This is a genomic window from Lysobacter changpingensis, from assembly GCF_017308985.1.
Lineage (GTDB): Bacteria > Pseudomonadota > Gammaproteobacteria > Xanthomonadales > Xanthomonadaceae > Lysobacter_J > Lysobacter_J changpingensis.
In genome coordinates, this window is sequence record NZ_JADWPE010000007.1 from 309,396 (window position 1) to 327,391 (window position 17,996).

The 17,996-nt window shown below is 68.7% G+C and carries 17 protein-coding genes; 10 read left to right on the forward strand and 7 right to left on the reverse strand.

The window, feature by feature from the left end:
- Positions 1 to 21: 21 nt before the first annotated feature.
- From I4U41_RS17215 to I4U41_RS17230, 4 genes are all read left to right on the forward strand, one after another.
- Entirely contained in the window at positions 22 to 921 is a 900-nt protein-coding gene (locus I4U41_RS17215; protein ID WP_206862389.1) for a complex I NDUFA9 subunit family protein, read from the forward strand.
- 82 nt (positions 922 to 1,003) lie between these two features.
- Positions 1,004 to 1,324, forward strand: coding sequence for a hypothetical protein (locus I4U41_RS17220; protein WP_206862390.1), 321 nt, complete (start codon positions 1,004 to 1,006; stop codon positions 1,322 to 1,324).
- An 87-nt stretch (positions 1,325 to 1,411) separates the two neighbouring features.
- Positions 1,412 to 1,789, forward strand: a complete 378-nt coding sequence (locus I4U41_RS17225) for a PH domain-containing protein (RefSeq protein ID WP_206862391.1) — start codon at positions 1,412 to 1,414, stop codon at positions 1,787 to 1,789.
- Entirely contained in the window at positions 1,786 to 3,012 is a 1,227-nt protein-coding gene (locus I4U41_RS17230) for a multifunctional CCA addition/repair protein (protein WP_206862392.1), read from the forward strand. Before I4U41_RS17225 ends, I4U41_RS17230 begins: the two co-directional genes overlap by 4 nt.
- Before the next feature lie 479 nt (positions 3,013 to 3,491).
- Here the strand turns inward: I4U41_RS17230 and I4U41_RS17235 are convergent, their stop codons facing one another.
- The 3 genes from I4U41_RS17235 to I4U41_RS17245 all read right to left on the reverse strand — a co-directional run bounded on the left by I4U41_RS17235 (position 3,492) and on the right by I4U41_RS17245 (position 8,060).
- Positions 3,492 to 6,161: a TonB-dependent receptor plug domain-containing protein gene (locus I4U41_RS17235; RefSeq protein WP_206862393.1), complete on the reverse strand. Its 2,670-nt coding sequence runs from the start codon at positions 6,159 to 6,161 to the stop codon at positions 3,492 to 3,494.
- 250 nt (positions 6,162 to 6,411) lie between these two features.
- Positions 6,412 to 6,822, reverse strand: a complete 411-nt coding sequence (locus tag I4U41_RS17240) for a VanZ family protein (protein WP_206862394.1) — start codon at positions 6,820 to 6,822, stop codon at positions 6,412 to 6,414.
- 5 nt (positions 6,823 to 6,827) lie between these two features.
- Positions 6,828 to 8,060: a class I SAM-dependent methyltransferase gene (locus I4U41_RS17245; RefSeq protein WP_206862395.1), complete on the reverse strand. Its 1,233-nt coding sequence runs from the start codon at positions 8,058 to 8,060 to the stop codon at positions 6,828 to 6,830.
- Positions 8,061 to 8,134: 74 nt separating this feature from the next.
- Between I4U41_RS17245 and I4U41_RS17250 the strand changes: the two genes are divergently transcribed.
- Positions 8,135 to 8,887 carry a pteridine reductase gene (locus tag I4U41_RS17250; RefSeq protein ID WP_206862396.1) on the forward strand — a complete coding sequence of 251 codons (753 nt, stop codon included), beginning with the start codon at positions 8,135 to 8,137 and terminating at the stop codon, positions 8,885 to 8,887.
- Between the two features lie 194 nt (positions 8,888 to 9,081).
- Here I4U41_RS17250 and I4U41_RS17255 read toward each other — a convergent pair whose 3' ends face one another.
- The 4 genes from I4U41_RS17255 to tsaD all read right to left on the reverse strand — a co-directional run bounded on the left by I4U41_RS17255 (position 9,082) and on the right by tsaD (position 12,040).
- On the reverse strand, positions 9,082 to 9,906 hold the full coding sequence (locus I4U41_RS17255; RefSeq protein ID WP_206862397.1) for a DUF6159 family protein: 825 nt from the start codon (positions 9,904 to 9,906) through the stop codon (positions 9,082 to 9,084).
- Positions 9,907 to 10,059: 153 nt separating this feature from the next.
- Positions 10,060 to 10,542: a 2-amino-4-hydroxy-6-hydroxymethyldihydropteridine diphosphokinase gene (folK, locus tag I4U41_RS17260; RefSeq protein WP_206862398.1), complete on the reverse strand. Its 483-nt coding sequence runs from the start codon at positions 10,540 to 10,542 to the stop codon at positions 10,060 to 10,062.
- A 19-nt stretch (positions 10,543 to 10,561) separates the two neighbouring features.
- Positions 10,562 to 10,915, reverse strand: a complete 354-nt coding sequence (gene folB / locus I4U41_RS17265; RefSeq protein ID WP_206862399.1) for a dihydroneopterin aldolase — start codon at positions 10,913 to 10,915, stop codon at positions 10,562 to 10,564.
- Positions 10,916 to 11,002: 87 nt separating this feature from the next.
- Entirely contained in the window at positions 11,003 to 12,040 is a 1,038-nt protein-coding gene (gene tsaD / locus I4U41_RS17270; RefSeq protein WP_206862400.1) for a tRNA (adenosine(37)-N6)-threonylcarbamoyltransferase complex transferase subunit TsaD, read from the reverse strand.
- A gap of 171 nt (positions 12,041 to 12,211) precedes the next feature.
- Between tsaD and rpsU the strand changes: the two genes are divergently transcribed.
- The 5 genes from rpsU (at position 12,212) to I4U41_RS17295 (ending at position 17,919) form a co-directional block, all read left to right on the forward strand.
- Positions 12,212 to 12,427 (forward strand): 30S ribosomal protein S21, encoded by a 216-nt coding sequence (gene rpsU, locus I4U41_RS17275; RefSeq protein WP_031371286.1) that lies wholly within the window; start codon positions 12,212 to 12,214, stop codon positions 12,425 to 12,427.
- A 201-nt stretch (positions 12,428 to 12,628) separates the two neighbouring features.
- Entirely contained in the window at positions 12,629 to 13,075 is a 447-nt protein-coding gene (locus I4U41_RS17280) for a GatB/YqeY domain-containing protein (protein ID WP_206862401.1), read from the forward strand.
- Positions 13,076 to 13,434: 359 nt separating this feature from the next.
- Positions 13,435 to 15,207, forward strand: coding sequence for a DNA primase (dnaG, locus tag I4U41_RS17285; RefSeq protein WP_206862402.1), 1,773 nt, complete (start codon positions 13,435 to 13,437; stop codon positions 15,205 to 15,207).
- A gap of 101 nt (positions 15,208 to 15,308) precedes the next feature.
- Entirely contained in the window at positions 15,309 to 15,830 is a 522-nt protein-coding gene (locus I4U41_RS17290; RefSeq protein WP_206862403.1) for a hypothetical protein, read from the forward strand.
- Positions 15,831 to 15,933: 103 nt separating this feature from the next.
- Positions 15,934 to 17,919, forward strand: coding sequence for a S9 family peptidase (locus tag I4U41_RS17295; protein WP_206862404.1), 1,986 nt, complete (start codon positions 15,934 to 15,936; stop codon positions 17,917 to 17,919).
- The last annotated feature ends 77 nt before the right edge of the window (positions 17,920 to 17,996 follow it).

A 17,996-nucleotide genomic window follows, 5' to 3' on the forward strand; every position in this document is an offset into this window, starting at 1 on the left:
CCGTCGCCTAGACTTTCGTCCATGGCACAACGTCACGTGGTGGTTCTGGGCGGCACCGGCTTCGTCGGCCGGCATCTGGTCGCGCGCCTGTTGCAGGGCGGCGATCGCGTGACCGTGCTCAGTCGCGGCGTCGACGCCGGCAAGCGTGCGCTCAAGCCCAACGGCGCGAGCCTGATCGAAGGCGACGTCGCCGATGCCGACTTCCTCGCCGCCGTGCTCGACGACGCCGACGCGGTGGTCAACCTCGTCGGCATCCTCAACGAGAAGGGCGATCGCGGCGACGGCTTCGAACGCGTGTTCGTCGGCATCACCGACGCGCTGATCGACGCGATGAAGCGCATGGGCGTGCGTCGCCTGCTGCAGATGAGCGCCCTCAACGCCGGCCGCGGCGACAGCCACTACCTGCGCTCGCGCGGGCGCGCCGAGCAGCACGTGCGCGCATCCGGCCTGGACTGGACGCTGTTCCGTCCGTCGGTCATCGCCGGCCCCGGCGATGGGCTGTTCTGCCGGTTCGACGGCCTGCTGAAGTTCGCGCCGATCCTGCCGATCGGCCGCGCCGACGCGCGCTTCCAGCCGGTGTGGGTCGGCGACGTGGTCGAGGCGTACGCCAGGGCGCTCGACGAACCGCGCAGCGCCGGCCAGGCCTACGACCTCATCGGCCCGGATGTGATGACGCTCCGGCAGATCGTGAAGCTCGCCGCGCGCGGGCGCGGGCGCCATCGCGGGGTGCTCGGGCTGCCGGCATCGCTCGGCAAGTTCCAGGCCGAGATCGGCGAATGGCTGCCCGGGAAGCCGATCAGCCGCGACAACTGGCGGTCCCTGCAGGTGGATTCGGTCAGCCTGGAGGACGGCCTGCGCCGGCTCGGCATCACCCCCACGCCGGTGGAACCCCGCATCGGAGAGGCTCTCGCCGGCTGCTGATCCCCTTTGCGCAACGTGCCGGGAAAGTTGATAGGCTCGGCGTTTGCGGCCCCGGCCGCCCCACCGCAAAGGAAGCATCGACATGACCCTTTCCCTCATCGCGGCAGCTGTCGTGGGTCTGGCCATCGGACAGGCAGGCGCGCCCGCCCCCGCTGCGCAGGCACACCCCGCCCCCACCGAGCAGGCGAGCCCGCAGCCGGCCGAGAAGCCGAGCGAGGTCCTCGGTTCCCGCGACGCCGACGACAAGCTCATCTGCCGCAAGGTCCGCACCGTCGGCAGCAACATGGTCTCGCGCGATTGCCGCACCGCGGCGCAGCGCCGCAAGGAAGCCTCCGATGCGCGCGATGCGTTGAACGGCGGTGGCCGCTCGCTCAACAACATCGACCTCGGCGGCGCCCAGTAATCACCGCCCCACGCACGGAGCCGGCCTGCACGCTGGCTCCGTGCGTGTGCGTTTAACATCCGTGGCCTCACTCGAAAGGAGAGGACCATGGGCCTCATCGATACCCTGCTCGGCCACGCCGGCGAAAAGCCGGTCGACAAGCTCGCCGAGGAATTCGCGCCGCTGCTCGCCCCGGGCGAAACCCTGCAACGCGCGTTCGGCCTGGTTCGCGACCTGATCGTCTTCACCGATCGCCGCATGATCCTGGTCGACAAGCAGGGCGTCACCGGCAGCAAGGTGCAGTACCTGAGCATTCCGTACCGGAGCATCGTGATGTTCTCGGTGGAAACGGCCGGGCATTTCGATATGGATTCGGAACTGCGCATCTGGCTGTCGGGCCAGCCGGCGCCGATCGCACGCACGCTCGGCCGCGACAGCGGCGTGCGCGAGATCCTCGCGCTGCTCGCCCAGCACGCGCCGCGATGAAGCGTTTTCTGGTCGGTGGCGCGGTCCGCGACCGCCTGCTCGGCCTGCCGCCCGGCGACAACGACTGGGTGGTGGTCGGCGAAACCCAGGCGTCGATGGAAGCGGCCGGCTTCCGCGCCGTGGGTCGCGATTTCCCGGTGTTCCTCGATCCGCGCACCGGCGAGGAGCACGCGCTCGCGCGCACCGAACGCAAGAGCGGTCGCGGCTATCGCGGCTTCGTCGTCGACGCCGATCCTTCGGTCACGCTGGAAGACGACCTACAGCGCCGCGACTTCACCATCAACGCGATCGCGCAGGACGAGCACGGCACGCTGGTCGATCCCTACGGCGGCGCGCGCGACATCGAGGCCCGCGTGCTGCGCCACGTCGGGCCGGCGTTCGCGGAGGATCCGTTGCGCGTGCTGCGTGCGGCGCGCTTCATGGCGCGCTTCGCCTCGCTGGGCTTCACCGTCGCGCCGGAAACGATGGCGCTGATGCGCCAGATGGTGGCCTCGGGCGAACTGGCCGAACTCACCGCCGAGCGCGTCTGGCAGGAAACGCGGCGTGCGCTGGCCTGCGCGATGCCGTCGGCGTTCCTGCGCACGTTGCACGATGCGGGTGCGCTCGCCGTCGTGCTGCCGGAAGTCGACGCGCTGTACGGGGTGCCGCAGCGCGCGGAGTACCACCCGGAAGTCGATACGGGCGTGCACGTCGAACTCGTGTGCGACATGGCCGCGCGCCTCGCGCCGGGCGACGACCTGATCGGCTTCGCGGCCATGACGCACGACCTCGGCAAGGCGCTGACGCCCGAACACGTGCTGCCCAAGCACCTGGGCCACGAACAGGCCGGCGTCGCGCCGCTGCGTCGCCTGTGCGACCGGTTGAAGGTGCCGACCGAACATCGCCAGCTCGCCGAAGCCGTCTGCCGCGAGCACCTCAACGTGCATCGCTTCGACGAGTTGCGCGCGCGCACGGTGTACGAGCTGATCGCGCGCTGCGACGGCTTCCGCAAGCCGGCGCGCATCGCGCAGATGGCGCTGGTGTGCGAGGCCGACAAGCGCGGCCGCGCCGGACTGCAGGACGTGCCGTATCCACAGGGCGAAGCCCTCAAGGCCGCACTCGCCGCGGCGATGACGGTGCGCGCGGAGGATGTCGCGCGTGGGTTGAGCGGACCGGACGTCGGCGAGGCGATCCGCAAGGCGAGAATCCGCGCGATCGCGGAGGCAACGGGGAAGAAGCTGTAGTTCGTCGCTTCGGAGGCCGTGCGCGTTTGCGCTTGTAGCACGGGTATGCGAAGCGCACCCCGGGCCCCTTGCTGCCCACCCGGGGGCGCTTCGCTTACCCGGGCTACAAAAGCTCGATCTCGCCGCGCCAGGGCTCAAGGCAATCGCTCAGAGAGGCGCGCCATGACCTCGCAACAAAAAACGCCGGACGACTCCCCAGTCGCCCGGCGTTTCTTCCCCCCGTTGGGTCTTTCGTGTCGGATTCCCTCGCCCCCTGGCACCGGGATCGACCACGTTTGGAGCCGCTGTTCAGGCGGGCATCGCAAGCGCACGATACGTGAAGAATGCGTTAGCGACCGATGCAGCCGTCACAGGATCCGCTCGCGCGAACCGCGCAGGAAGCGCTTCCAGCACGCAACCGTGAACACCGTCGCAGCCGCGAAAACCGCTCCATTCAGCACGGCCGGCGCGTACGCCGGCCGGCACGTCGCGCTCCAGGCTCAGAACTGGTAGTTCGCCTTGATGTACCACTCGCCGCCGTTGAAGCCGAACGGCGAGGACAGCGGGTACTTCGCGCCGAGGAAGGTCAGCGTGCTGTTGGTCTCGCGGTCGGGATAGTTGTCGAAGATGTTGGTCCCGCCGACGGTCACGTGCAGCTTGTCCTCGTAAAAGCTGAAGGTCGCCGAGAGGTCGAACAGCCACTCCGAACCGAACTCGCCCTGCTCGCCGAAGGTGAAGTCCTCCCAGCTGTCGTAGTAGTTCGCGCGCGCGGTGATGTTCACGTTCCAGGGCGAGCGCCAGTCGAAGGTGATCACGCTGCGATTGTTCGGCAGCTGGTTCTCCAGGTCCGCCACGCGCTCGGCGTCGATCACCGGCGTGGTCGTGCCCGGAATCACCGCGACGCTGTCCACTTCCTGCTTGTTGTAGCTGTGGCGGAAGTCGAACACGCCCGTGCCCATGCCGCCGAAGTCGGCGCGATACACCGCCACCAGGTCCACGCCCTGCACGGTGCTGTCGAAGCCGTTGACGAAGTACGACACCTGGCGCAGCAGTTCCGCACCGGGCACGCCGGCGTCGATCAGCGCCTGCTGTTCCGGCGAGCCGTCGGCGACGTTGATCGTCTGCAACGCGATGCGGTCATCCACGTCGATGTTGTAGTAATCGAGCGTGAGGCTGAAGACATCGTTCGGCGCATACACGAAGCCGGCCGAGTAGGCACGCGATTCCTCCGCCGTCACCGGCTGCGCGCCGAGCGCGATCGCCGCATCGCTGTTCACCGGGAACGTGCCCAGCGGAACCAGGTTGCCCGAGGAATCGGCGGTGGTGGTCACGTCCAGCGTGTTGAGCTGGCCCGGCGTGGGCGTGCGGAAGCCGGTGTTGACGGTGGCGCGCACGGCGAACGCGTCGGTGAAGGCGAAGCGCGTGGAGACCTTCCAGTCGAAGGTGCTGTCGAAGTTCGACGTGTCCTCGTAACGACCGGCAACGCCCACGGTCCAGCGTTCGACCACGTCGGTTTCCAGGTCCAGGTAAGCCGAGCGGCTGTACTGGCTGAAATCGCCCGCGGCTTCCGGCGAGTCGCCCTGGAAGCCGTCCGAACCCACGCCGAACAGCGCGCCGGTCGGGCCGTTCTCCCACGACGCCGGATCGCCCGCGCGGATCTTGTAGGTTTCCTCGCGCCATTCCGCGCCGAAGGCGACGTTGACGGGCGTTGCGAACACGTCGTTCTGCCACGGCCACACGAAGTCAGCGTTGGCGCCGCGTTCGAGCTGGGTCAGGTCGCCCGGCTCGAAACGCGTGGGGCTGAGGCGGCCGAGGCTCGGATTGATCGAGTCGGCCATCTTGTAGACCATCCGGTTCTCGCCCTGGCGCAGGCTCACGTCCCAGCGCAGGCTGCCGGCGGTTTCGCCCTTCGCGCCGAACACGCCCTCGTAGTCCTTCAGGTCCGCGCCGAAGGTCGGCGTGTAGCCGCCCGGGAACAGCGTGTAGATCGGATTGAGCGCGACCCAGCCCGACGGGCTCGACGCATCGGCGGTGAGGTAGTCGGCGGGATCCAGGCCGCGCGCGAGGATGTCGTCGATCATCGACTGCGCGACCGGATCGGGCAGGCCGTCGCCGATCGGGTTGCCGTCCGCGTCGAACGCGCCCTCGGTGTCCACCAGCAGCGTGTTGCGCGGCGCAACGCCCGGCACGCCGACCGGCGTGCGGTAGAAGAAGCTGGATTCGTACTTCGTGTCGGCGTAGCTGCCGAAACCGTACAGGCTGACGTTCTCGCTGATCGGGTATTCGGCGTTGAAGAACGTGCGCAGGCCTTCGCCGTCGGGGTCGCCCCAGCGCTGGCCGAGGCCTTCGAACGGCACCAGGTCGTTGCCGACGGCCGCCCCCACCTGCGCCGCGTCCGCGCGCGGGATGCCGCGCGAGGTGTGGTCGCTGTCGAAGTATTCGAACGTCATGTTGAAGAAGCCGCTGTCGCTCAGCGGCACGCCGAAGTTGACCGAGCTGCGCCATTTGTCGCCGTCGCCCTCGTAGGTCGAACCGTACTGGCCGTCGATGCGCACGCCGTCGGCATAGTCGTTGAGCAGCACGTTGATCACGCCGGCGATGGCGTCGGAGCCGTACTGCGCGGACGAACCGTCGCGCAGCACTTCCACGCGCTGGATCGCGGCGGAGGGAATCAGGCTGTAGTCCACCGCCTGCGAACCCTGGTTGACGGTGCCGAAGGGTTCGACCTGCAGGTTCACCAGCGCCGAGCGGTGCCGACGCTTGCCGTTGATCAGCACCAGCGTCTGGTCGGGCGGCAGATTGCGCAGGTTGGCCGGACGCACGAACGCGGTGCCGTCGGCGATCGGGAAACGCTGGGTGTTGAACGACGGGGCGATGTTGGCCAGCTGGTCGGTGAAGTCGGCCGAGGCCTGCTTCTCCAGGTCGGCCGGACGGAAGACGTCGACCGGCGAGAGCGATTCGGTCGGCGAACGGCCCTGCACGCGCGTGCCGGTGACGACGAGCTTGTCGAGATCCACGGCGTCCTGGCGGGCGGGCTGCGCCGCCGGCGTCGCGGCCTGGGTCGGTTGTGCCGCCTCCTGCGCGACGTCCTGCGCGGCGGCGGGAAGAGCAGTGGCGAACAGCGCGGCGGCGACGGCCGTGGTCAGGCGATGTCGGGTGGCAACGGGCATGGCGGTTTCCTTGCTCAGGGTGGGCGGACTCCCCCTGTCGAGCCCAGCCCGGAGCTTTAACCAGCCTTTAACCTTTGCGCAATACCTATCGAAACTTTGCCTAATCTGGTTTTATGGCGATCTTTTGTCCGATTACCGCGCCTGCGATGAGGTCGCTTCCCGAGGTTTGGAGGCTGGCGGGGTCAGCCATCGCACACGAACGTCGCGCAACCTGCTGCCGTGCGCTGGCAACTTCAGCAAACCGCCCGCATCAGCGCCGGATCGCCGCCTCCACCCGCAGCAGCGCCCGCGCCACCGGCGTGGGGCCCAGCATCAGCCCGGCCAGCACGCCGAGCGAATTGGCCAGCGCATCGGCCGAATCGGCCATGCGCGAGACCGTCCACGCGCCTTGGGCGACTTCAAGCGCCACGCCCAGCGCGATGAGCCCCGCCGCCGCGACGGCCTGCGCCCGCCGCGTCGCGAACAGCATCACCGCCCATGCGCCGAGCAGCAGGTAGCCGAGGAAGTGCTCGACCTTGTCGAACCCGTCCGGCACCTCCGGCAGGTCGTGCGCCGGCAGCAGCGAGGACGCCACCACGGCGGCGATCATCGCGATCCAGATCGCCACCCACAGCGCGGGCCAGCGGAACTCGCGCAACCACCGCCGCCGGGTCGTCGCCATGGCGCTCACAGGCGGAAACTCAGGTCGCCGACGAGGAAGGCCGCGCCGAATTCGACGCCCTTCTCGAAGCCCATCACCTGGAAGCGTTCGCCCATCTCGCTGGGCAGCGTGAGGCGCTTCACTTCCTGCGTGCGCTTCATGCGCTCGCCCTGGTCGGCGATGCGCTCGATCCGCTCCAGCACCCCGGCCAGGCCATTGCCGAGCAGGAAACTCGCCTGCGAGCAGTAACCGGCGAAATCGAAGCCCGCGGCGACACCGGCTTCGGCCAGCGCGGTGAAATCCACCGACGCCGTGAGGTCCTGCAGGCCCGGCCACCGCAGCGGTTCGCCGTGCATGCGATGGCGATAGAACGCGCGCAGCGTGCCGTCGCTGCGATCGGGCTGGTAGTACTCGCCGCGTGGATAGCCGTAATCGACGAACAGCATCGCGCCGCTGCGCATGCCGCCGGACACCGCCTGCACCCAGTACGGCAGCTGCGGCAGCGCTTCGGAACGGTAGCCGTGTTCGAACTCGCGCCCGAGCTGGCGCTCCAGGTGCCGCACCGCATTGCCCAGGAACGCATCGGCCGGACGCAGCACGCGCACGAGTTCGCCGGCTTCGATCGCGACGTGCTCCTCGTACACCTCGCCCGCTTCGATGGCGAAACGCGGCGTGGGCAGCGCGTCGATCACCTCGTTGGCGAACAGCACGCCGTCCCATTCGTCGTTGAACGGACCGTCGAGCCATTCGACCAGCTCGAACAACGGCGGCACGAGGCGTTTCTGCAGGCGTTCGCGCTGGCGATGGCGCAGCTGCGCGCTGGGCTCGAGGATGCAGTAGCGGTCCGGCAGCGCATCCAGTTCCATCAGCCGCTTGAGCGCGACCTCGGCGAATGCGCCGGTGCCGCCGCCCAGTTCCAGGAAACGCGCCTGCGGCCCGATCTGGCGGAACACCGGCGCGACGCTGTCGGCCACGCAGGCGGCGAAGATCGGTCCGAGTTCCGGCGCGGTGACGAAATCGCCGCTCTCGCCGAACTTGCTCGCGCCGGCGCTGTAGTAGCCGAAGCCCGGCGCGTACAGCGCCAGTTCCATGAAGCGGGAGAACGGAATCGCGCCGCCGTTGTCGGCGATCTGCGCGCGGATCAGTTCGCCCAGTCGCGCGCTGTGCGCGAGCGCGTCGGCGTCGGGCGCCGGCAGGGCATTGGCTTCGCGCTGGCGCTCTCGCGCGTCGGGGCGATGCGAGGGGGAATCGGTGGACATGCGGCATCGCCGTGGGAACACTGGCCGCTCAGGATACGCCACGCGTCGGAGCGCCCCGTCATGAGCATGCCCCGTTGAGCACGCCCCGCCCCGCCACGCCGCCGGTCGCGCTGGTCACCGGCGCGGCCCGGCGCATCGGCGCCGCGATCGCGCGCGGCCTGCATGCGGCGGGATACGACATCGCGCTGCATTACCGCGACTCGGCCGCTGATGCGCACGCACTGGCGGCGGAACTGGAACGCGCGCGCCCCGGAAGCACGCTGCTGTTGCAGGCGGATCTGGCGGAATTCGATCGTTCGCCCGAGCTCGTCGCACAGTGCATCGGCCGCTTCGGCCGGCTGGATGCGCTGGTCAACAACGCATCGACATTCACGCCCACGCCGATCGGCACGGCGACGCCGGCGCAGTGGGACGCGCTGTTCGCCAGCAATGCGCGCGCGCCGTTCTTCCTCGCGCAGGCCGCGGCGCCGCACCTGCGCGCCTCGCGCGGCGCGATCGTCAACCTGTGCGACCTCTACGCCGAACGCCCGCTGCGCGAGCACACGCTCTACTGCATGGCGAAGGCGGCGCTGCTGATGATGACGCGCTCGCTCGCGCTGGAGCTCGGGCCGGACGTGCGCGTCAACGCGGTTTCGCCGGGCGCGATCCTGTGGCCGGAAGATCGCGGCGACACGTCGGCGCAGGAGGCGATGCTCGCCCGCACCCCGCTGGGCCGCACCGGCACGCCGGAGGAAGTCGCCGACGCCGTGCGCTGGCTGCTGCAGGATGCGCACTACAGCACGGGGCAGGTGCTGCATCTGGATGGGGGGCGGTTGCTGGGGGTCTAGGTTCGATCGGCGCGCTGGTCGCCTGCATGGGCGGGTGTTGCAGCCCGGGTAGGCGAAGCGCACCCGGGGACGCCATCACCCCGCCTACCCGGGTGCGCTTCGCTTACCCGGGCTACGAAAGAACATCGGCGACCGGCAACATCGCCTCCCGAGAACACCGTCATCCAAGGAAGGCCGGGGCCGCGGCACTGCGATCACTTCGCCGCGAACGCCGACTCCAACTGCAGCGCGCGGAACGCCGGCGGCGCCTCGCCTTCCATCGCGTAGCGGTACAGCGCCGCCGAATAGATCCCGCTCAGCGCCGCCTGGTACACGCCCAGCATCAGCAGGCCGATCACGAACAGCACGACGACAACCACCGCCAGCGCCGCCGACAGCTGCGCCGCCACGAACGCCACCAGCGCGCCGACCACCACGATCGCGAACGAGATCAGCCCGAACGCCAGGCCGATGCCCACGTTGCCGATCGCGTTCTCGCCCCAGGTGCGGCGCAGCAGGTTGGCGCTGCGCCTGAGTGCCTCGAACGGACCGACTTCCTGGTGCACCAGCACCGGCACCACCAGAAACGTCGCCAGCGTCCACGCCGCGCCCAGGCCGCCGCCGACCAGGCGCATCAGCAGGTTGTCGTCGTCCTTCATGCGCTTGAGGATCACGCCCACCGTCGCCGCGATCGCCGCATACCCCAGGATCGAAGGCAACCGCGCCTTGGCCGCATTGAAGCCGTCGGCCAGCGTCGGATCGCCGCCGTCCAGCCGGATCATCGCCGCGGCCACCAGCGCGCTGTTGCAGAACACGATCACCGTGTACTGGCAGAAATAGAACAGGAACACCCACACCACGCCCGATGCGGCGCCCTGGCTGAAGACGCGCCAGCCGATCACCGGCACCAGGAAGGTCGCCAGCACCACCAGCGTGGCGATGCCGGAGACGATCGGAAACACCATCAGCTCCTTGTCCGAGCGCAGGACGGCCGCACTCGCCTTCACCAGCTCCCAACTGCGTGAGAACTTCTCGAACATCGCGATTTTCCCCGGTCCCCCATGGACCAGCGCGCATCGTCGGGCCGGCGTGGCCGTGGTGGCAAGGGGGCGGGGATTCGGGATTGGGGATCCGGGATCGGCAAGAGCGGAAAAGCGGGACGCATGGCCCGCTTTCCCGAATACCGAAGCGCCTTACAGCCCCACCGTCTCCAGCGTCGCCTCCCGCTCGGGATGCGCATCCCACAACTGCGCCAGCGTGCGGCCGGTGCCGGGCACGACGACGTCCGGCGCGATTTCCGCCAGCGGGCGCAGCACGAATGCGTGCTTCAGCTCGGGACGCGGAATGCGCAGGTTGCCCGCGCCCTCCAGCGAAAGCCCATCGAACAGCACGATGTCGATGTCGAGCGTGCGATCGCCATAACGCGGGCCGCTGCGGTCGCGGCCGTGCGCGTCTTCCAGCGCGTGCAGCCACGCGTTGAGCACGTGCGGGTCCAGGTCGGTGTCGATGATCGCGGCGGCGTTGTGGAAATCGGGACCGTCGAAACCGACGGCGCGCGTGCGGTACACCGGCGACAGCACGACGTCGCCGAAGCGTTCGCGCAATGCGTTCACGGCGGCGCGCAGATGCGCCACGGCATCGACGTTGCTGCCCAGGCTCAGGTAGGCGCGGCTCATGCGGAACGTGGCGCCAGCTTCAGGATGCGGAACGTTCGATCGTCACGCCCACCGCGCGCGCACCGCGCACCGCGCCGGGCTTGCTCAGTTTCAGGCGCACGCGCTGCACGCCGAACTCGTCGAGGATGATCTGCGCGACGCGTTCGGCCAGCGTTTCCACCAGCCCGAAATCCGACTGGCTGACGTACTCGACGACGCGCCTGCTGACGGCCTTGTAGTTCAGCGTGTCCTCGATCGCGTCGCTCGCCGCCGGCGCGCGGTTGTCGAAGGCCATTTCGATGTCGAACACCAGCGGCTGGCGGATGCGCCGCTCCCAGTCGTAGATGCCGATCAGCGCCTCGATTTCGAGGCCTTCGATGAAGACGTGGTCCATGGGAAGGCCGTGATTCGTGATTGGGGATACGTGATTCGAACAGCGAAAGCTTAACCCGACGCGCCGTTGCGCTCGCGAATCACCAGATCACGAACCATGAACCACGGCCTCAAGCGTCGCCATATCCCATCGCGGCGTGACGCGCACCGCGAGGTCGCCGTGTTGCCCGGCGGCGAGCCGAAGCGCGCCGGCGTAGGCGATCATCGCGCCGTTGTCGGTGCAGAACTGCGGGCGCGGGAAGCTCACGCGGCCGCCGCGCTTGCGCGTCATCTCGTCGAGCTTCGCGCGCAGGCGCTTGTTCGCGCCTACGCCGCCGGCGACGACGAGGGTGTCGCAGCCGGCCGCGTCCAGCGCGCGTTCGCACTTGATCGACAGCGTATCGACCACCGCATCCTCGAAGCCGCGCGCGATGTCCGCGCGGACCGCGTCTCCGCGGTCGCTGCCCTGCCATGCGAGCAGGACCTGGGTCTTCAGGCCGGAGAAGCTGAAATCGAGCCCGGGGCGGTCGGTCATCGGCCGGGCGAACCTGAACACGCCGGGGCGGCCCTGCTCGGCCAGCGCGGCGAGCTGCGGGCCGCCGGGATAGGGAAGGCCCATCAGCTTGGCGGTCTTGTCGAAGGCCTCGCCGGCCGCGTCGTCCAGCGTCTCGCCGAGCAGGCGATAGCGGCCGATGGCCTCCACGTGCACCAGCTGGGTATGGCCGCCGGAGACGAGGAGCGCGACGAACGGCGGCTCGGGACGGCCGCGCTCCGGATCGTCCTCCAGCAGCGGCGCGAGCAGGTGGCCTTCCATGTGGTGCACGCCGATCGCCGGGACGTCCAGCGCCCACGCCATCGAACGCGCCACGCCGGCGCCCACCAGCAGCGCGCCGACCAGGCCGGGACCGGCCGTATACGCGACGCCATCGAGGTCCGACGTCCTCAGGCCGGCCTCGCGCAGGGTTTCGCGGACCAGCGGCAGCAGCTTGCGGACGTGGTCGCGGCTGGCCAGCTCGGGCACCACGCCGCCGTATTCGGCGTGCAGCGCGATCTGGCTGTACAGGGCGTGCGCGCGCAGGCCGGATTGCGTGTCGTAGACGGCCACGCCGGTCTCGTCGCAGCTGGTTTCGATGCCGAGGACTTTCAAGGAAGGACTTCCGCGAGGGGGCGCAGGGCCGCTTCCGGCGGGCCGGACGCGTGTGGATTCAAGGACCTGCGTCCGAAGTGTGGGCCTATGTTGCACCTTCAAGAAGCCCGCCGCTATAATGCGCGGCTCTTCCCCGGCCTGCCCGGGCCGGTTACCGAAACGAGATTACGTATGCCCAGCGTCAAAGTCCGCGAAAACGAGCCTTTTGAGTTTGCTCTGCGTCGCTTCAAGCGCACCTGCGAGAAGGCCGGTGTCCTGGCCGAGACCCGCAAGCGCGAGTTCTACGAGAAGCCGACCCAGGAACGCAAGCGCAAGGCCGCAGCCGCGGTGAAGCGCCAGGCGCGCCGCGCCTCGCGCGACGTGACCAAGCGTCAGCGCCTGTACTGATCGCCCTGGCGGGCCCGCGCCTCGCGCGACCCGCTTCCGGACGCATCGCACAAGCCGGCCGCGCCCTGCGCTGCCGGCTTTTTGTGTTTCCGATTCTCGGGATTCGAGATCGGGGATTCGGGAATCAGGCCCGCCTCCCCCCAGCCGGGTCCCGGCGTTTCGAATCCCGAATCCTCCAATCCTGATCCCGGGACCCCAGCCATGACCCTCAAGCAGCGACTCACCGACGACATGAAGGCCGCCATGAAGGGCGGCGACAAGCACAGCCTGGCCGTGATCCGGCTGATCAACGCCGCGATCAAGCAGAAGGAAGTGGACGAACGCGTCGAGCTGGACGATGCCGCCGTGATCGCCGTCCTCGACAAGATGGTCAAGCAGCGCCGCGACTCGGTCAGCCAGTACGAAGCGGCCAGCCGCGAGGACCTTGCGCAGGTCGAGCGCGACGAAATCGTCGTGATCGAGCGCTACATCCCGGCCAAGATGGGCGAGGCCGAAATCCTGGCCGCCATCGACGCCGCCATTGCCGAAACCGGCGCGTCCGGTCCGGCCGACATGGGCAAGCTCATGGGCCCGCTGAAGGCGAAGCTCGCCGGGCAGGCCGACATGGGGCAGGTGTCGGCGCTGGTGAAGAAGCGCCTGAGCCCGTAAGGACGTTTCCGGCCCGCCACCCGGCGGGCCTTGGCAACGAGATGCACCATGAAGAACAGCCACCACGCCGTCGCCTGCTTTCGAGGTCACGAGTAAGCGCCGCAAGGGATACCCGTCCCGGACGCGCGTGAAGCGCGGCGACCGGATGGTGTATGGAAGCGAGGAGCGGGTGGAGAAGCCCGGCCGCAACGATCCATGCCGATGCGGCTCGACCCGGAGGTTCAAGGAACTGCTGCCTCCCTGCCGGGCGCTTTGAAGGATCGCAGCGCCACCATTACGTCAGGGATCGATCGAACACCGAAGCCGGGCGCATGCCCGGCTTCGTCGCCTCTGCAGCCGCGTGGCATCCTTATCGTCCAATGGCCCGCATTCCCGACGCTTTCATCGATGACCTGCTCGCCCGCACCGACCTCGTCGAGGTGATCGGTTCGCGCGTGCAGCTCAAGCGCCAGGGCAAGGAATATTCGGCGCGCTGCCCGTTCCACGACGAGCGCTCGCCGAGCTTCACCGTCTCGCCGGTGAAGGGCTTCTATCACTGCTTCGGCTGCGGCGCGCACGGCACCGCGATCAGCTTCCTGATGAACTACGACCGCCTCGAGTTCCTCGACGCGGTGGAAGAACTCGCCAAGCGCCTTGGCATGGAAGTGCCGCGCGACACGCACCAGCGCAACGCGAATCCCGACAGCCAGGATCTGTACGGCGCGCTCGATGCGGCGTCGAAGTTCTTCCAGAAGCAGCTGACGAACAACGGCCGCGCGCTGGGCTATTTCGACAGTCGCGGTGTCGATGCCGAAACACGCGCGCGTTTCTCGCTTGGCTACGCACCCGATGGTTTCAACGCGCTGCGCGATGCGCTGGGCACCGATCCGCGACGCATGAAGCTGCTCGAACGCGGCGGCCTGTTCTCGAAGAACGATCGCGGCCACGTCTACGACAAGTTCCGCGATCGCGTGATGTTCCCGATCCACGACCGCCGCGGTCGCACGATCGCGTTCGGCGGTCGCGTGCTCGACAAGGAAAACGGCCCGAAGTACCTCAATTCGCCGGAAACCGAGCTGTTCCACAAGGGCCGCGAACTCTACGGCCTGTGGCAGGTGCGCCAGGCGCACAACAGGATCGAACGGCTGATCGTCGTCGAAGGCTACATGGACGTGATCGCGCTGTTCCAGAACGGCTTCGACACGGCGGTGGCGACGCTCGGCACCGCGACCACGCCCGATCACGCCGAGCTGCTGTTCCGCAACGCGCCCGACGTGTACTTCTGTTTCGACGGCGACCGCGCCGGTCGCGGCGCCGCATGGAAGGCCGTGGAATCCGTGTTGCCGCGCATGAAGGACGGTCGCCAGGCGTTCTTCCTGTTCCTGCCCGAGGGCGAGGATCCCGATTCGCTGGTGCGCGCCGAAGGTCGTGACGGTTTCGAAGCGCGGCTGCAACAGGCGACGCCGCTGTCGCAGTTCTTCTTCGACTCGCTCTCCAGCGACGTCAACCTGCACACGCTCGAAGGCAAGGGTCGCCTCGCCGAACGCGCGAAGCCGCTGCTCGCGCAGATTCCCGACGGCGCGTTCGGCGACCTGATGAAGCAGCGCCTGACCGAACTCACCGGCGTCGGCGCACGTGCGAGCTCGCCGGAAACGCACGTTCCCGCGCAGCGCGCGCGTGCGCAGGGCCCGTCGCAGCACGGCTCGAAGCCCTCGCTGGTGCGCAGCGCGATCACGATGCTGATGCAGCAGCCGCAGGTCGCGCTCGCGCTGCCGCCATCGCTGCATTTCGCCTCGCTCGACCAGCCGGGCATCGGCCTGCTGGTGGAGATCATCGAGCTGGTGCACCAGCGGCCGGACATTTCCACCGGCCTGCTGCTGGAGCATTTCGCCGACCGCAACGAAGCGCCGGCGCTGACCAGGCTCGCCACCGCGGGTGCGGTGGAGACCACCGCCGCCACGCCGCTGGACGCGCGCGTGCTGGACGACGCCGACCGCCGGCAGCAGGCGTTCCTCGATGCCATCGCGCGCCTCGACGCGCAGGCGTTGCAGGCGCGCATCGAAGCGCTGCAGGCACGGATGGCGACGCTGGTCGATGCGGAGAAGCAGGAGCTTCGCGAGCTGTTGTCGCTGCGGTTGCTGCAGCGGCACTGAGTACCGCCGGTCGGGCGGAACGTCACCCGAACTTTCCGCATATGCGACGGGAGCGGACGCCGGGCGACAGTGACGGCATCCTCCCGCCGAGCGCGTTCCCGATGCCGTCTTCGACCCGCCTGCTCCTCGTGCCCGCAGCGATCGGGCTGGCCTGCGCGATCGTGCAGCTCACGCTGGAAGCGCTCGGCGGCGGCATCCAGAGCCACCACCTGCTCAACCGCGCCGACATGCCCGCGATCTCGAACGCGTTCGGCCTGCTGACGCTGCCCGCAATCGGCCTCGCGCTGGGTTGGCGCGCGCGACGGCTGGGTGGGTTCACGCGCGCCATGTGGGCGGGGCTGATCCTGTCGTTCCTGTACGGGATGGCGCTCGCCACCGGCTTCGAGTTCGGGGCGGAGGGCCTCATGCAGGCGCTGTTCTTCGGCCTGTTCGGCGTGGCGGTCCTCGCGCCGGTCTATCGCGCCGAGTGCATCGCGGGCTTCGTCGCCGGCATGGCCTTCACGTTCGGTGGCGTGCTGCCGCTGCTGGTCGCGCTGGTCTTCGCCGCGCTCTCGGCGGCCGTGCGCTTCGGCGTGCGCGCCCTGTGGCGCCGGATACGCCCGGGTGCCGTCGGCGCGGGCTGACCGTCCGCCGGCCATCGCGACACCGACCCGGCGCGGCAAAGGCGGCGCGGGCTAAGCTCGGGCTTTCCATTCCGGGGGAACGCCCATGTCGCCACGCGGTTCCATGCTCCTGTCCGCCCTGCTCCTCGCCTGCGCCGCGCCGGCCGCCGCGCAGAAGGCGAAAGCGCCCGAACCGAAGCCCTCGTCCGCGGTGGTGCGCGAGCAGGCCGGCAATCGCATCAGCGAGAACATCCCGCCGATTCCGCCCGAGCTGACCGAGCGCCTGCGCCGCTACCAGAACACGCGCGGCGCGGTCTTCGGCGGCTGGAGCGACGACTGCCTGCTCGTCAGCACGCGCTTCGCCGAGACCGCGCAGGCGCATCGCGTGTGCGCGCCGATGGGCATGCGCGAGCAGCTCACGTTCTATCCCGAGCCGCTCGCCGCGATCGAAGCGGCGCCGCCGCGCGCGAAGCTCGACGGCTTCGTGTTCGGCAAGGACGTCGGCGGCAACGAGTTCTGGCAGTTGCACTGGTTCGATCTGAAATCGCGCGAAACCACGCTGCTGACCGACGGCAAGGCGCGCAACCAGGGCCCGCTGTTCTCGCACGACGGCACGCGGTTCGCGTGGAGCAGCACCGCGCGCAACGGAAAGGACACCGACGTGTGGGTGATGGATTTCGCCACGCGCAAGCCGCGCATGCTCGTCACCGAAGGCGGGCAGTGGAACGCGATGGACTTCTCGCCCGACGGCCGCGAACTGCTGGTGCTGAAGTACGTCTCGGCCGCCGAGTCGTATCCGGGCGTGGTCGATGTGGCCACCGGCAGGCTCGAGATGCTTCCCGTGGATGGCGGCAAGGCGGCGCTCAAGGATTTCAGGTATTCGCCCGACGGACGCGGCGTGTACTACATCTCCGACGAACCCATCGACGGAAAGGCGCAGGAGTTCCTCACCCTGCGCCATCACGATCCGAAGACCGGCAAGTTCGAGGTGCTCACGGCCGATACGCCGTGGGACGTCGCGGACCTGACGATCGCCGACGACGGCAAGCACCTCGCCTACACCACGAACGAGGACGGCATCTACAAGCTTCACGTGCTCGCGCTGCCGTCGCACCGGGAACTGAAGCTGCCGCAGCTGCCGGTGGGCGTGGTGGTGAACCTCGGCTTCTCGCCCGACAGCGGGCGGCTGGCGGTGACGCTCAACTCGGCGACGTCGCCGAGCGATGTGTACGTCATCGATCTCGACGCCGCGAAGCTCACGCGCTGGACGCAGAGCGAAGTGGGCGGCCTGGACGCGTCGAAATTCGTCGCGCCGACGCTGGTGCATTACCCGACATTCGACACGGTCGATGGAAAGCCGCGCGAGATCCCCGCGTTCTACTACCGCCCTGCGAACGTTCCGGCCGGAAAGAAGATTCCCGTCGTGATCAACATCCACGGCGGCCCGGAAGGCCAGTCGCTGCCGCTGTTCAACCCGACCGCGCAGTTCATGGCGAACGAACTCGGCGTGGCGATGCTGCTGCCGAACGTGCGCGGTTCGGAAGGCTATGGCAAGACGTACCTGAGCCTGGACAACGCGGAAAAGCGCGAGGATTCGGTGAAGGACACCGGCGCGCTGCTGGACTGGATCGCGCGGCAGCCCGAACTCGACGCCTCGCGCGTGGGCGTGTACGGCGGCAGTTACGGCGGCTACATGGTGCTCGCCTCGCTGATGCATTACAGCGACCGCATCCGGGCCGGCGTGGACGTCGTGGGCATTTCCCACTTCGGCACGTTCCTGAAGAACACCGAAAGCTACCGCCGCGATCTTCGCCGCGCGGAATACGGCGACGAACGCGATCCGGAGATGGCGAAGGTGTTCGATGCGATCTCGCCGCTCAACCATGCCGACCGCATCCGCGCGCGGCTGTTCGTCGCGCAGGGCAAGAACGATCCGCGCGTGCCGTACACGGAGGCGGAGCAGATCGTGAAGGCGGTGCGCGCGAACGGCCAGCCGGTCTGGTACCTGCTGTTCGACGATGAAGGCCACGGTTTCAGGAAGAAGACGAACGTGGATTACTTCAACGCGGCGATGGTGCGGTTCTGGGAGGAAGCGTTGCTGGCGCAGTAGATCCGCAACGACGCTTTGGTAGCCCGGGCGAGCGAAGCGCACCCGGGACCTGTCGCGCCCCACCCCGGGTGCGCTTC

Bases quoted from the DNA above. Each gene is read 5' to 3' on its own strand.
- I4U41_RS17215 (WP_206862389.1), top strand. From the start codon at position 22: ATGGCACAACGTCACGTGGTGGTTCTGGGCGGCACCGGCTTCGTCGGC.
- I4U41_RS17220 (WP_206862390.1), top strand. From the start codon at position 1,004: ATGACCCTTTCCCTCATCGCGGCAGCTGTCGTGGGTCTGGCCATCGGA.
- I4U41_RS17225 (WP_206862391.1), top strand. From the start codon at position 1,412: ATGGGCCTCATCGATACCCTGCTCGGCCACGCCGGCGAAAAGCCGGTC.
- I4U41_RS17230 (WP_206862392.1), top strand. From the start codon at position 1,786: ATGAAGCGTTTTCTGGTCGGTGGCGCGGTCCGCGACCGCCTGCTCGGC.
- I4U41_RS17235 (WP_206862393.1), bottom strand. From the start codon at position 6,161: ATGCCCGTTGCCACCCGACATCGCCTGACCACGGCCGTCGCCGCCGCG.
- I4U41_RS17240 (WP_206862394.1), bottom strand. From the start codon at position 6,822: ATGGCGACGACCCGGCGGCGGTGGTTGCGCGAGTTCCGCTGGCCCGCG.
- I4U41_RS17245 (WP_206862395.1), bottom strand. From the start codon at position 8,060: ATGTCCACCGATTCCCCCTCGCATCGCCCCGACGCGCGAGAGCGCCAG.
- I4U41_RS17255 (WP_206862397.1), bottom strand. From the start codon at position 9,906: ATGTTCGAGAAGTTCTCACGCAGTTGGGAGCTGGTGAAGGCGAGTGCG.
- folK (WP_206862398.1), bottom strand. From the start codon at position 10,542: ATGAGCCGCGCCTACCTGAGCCTGGGCAGCAACGTCGATGCCGTGGCG.
- folB (WP_206862399.1), bottom strand. From the start codon at position 10,915: ATGGACCACGTCTTCATCGAAGGCCTCGAAATCGAGGCGCTGATCGGC.
- rpsU (WP_031371286.1), top strand. From the start codon at position 12,212: ATGCCCAGCGTCAAAGTCCGCGAAAACGAGCCTTTTGAGTTTGCTCTG.
- I4U41_RS17280 (WP_206862401.1), top strand. From the start codon at position 12,629: ATGACCCTCAAGCAGCGACTCACCGACGACATGAAGGCCGCCATGAAG.
- dnaG (WP_206862402.1), top strand. From the start codon at position 13,435: ATGGCCCGCATTCCCGACGCTTTCATCGATGACCTGCTCGCCCGCACC.
- I4U41_RS17290 (WP_206862403.1), top strand. From the start codon at position 15,309: ATGCCGTCTTCGACCCGCCTGCTCCTCGTGCCCGCAGCGATCGGGCTG.
- I4U41_RS17295 (WP_206862404.1), top strand. From the start codon at position 15,934: ATGCTCCTGTCCGCCCTGCTCCTCGCCTGCGCCGCGCCGGCCGCCGCG.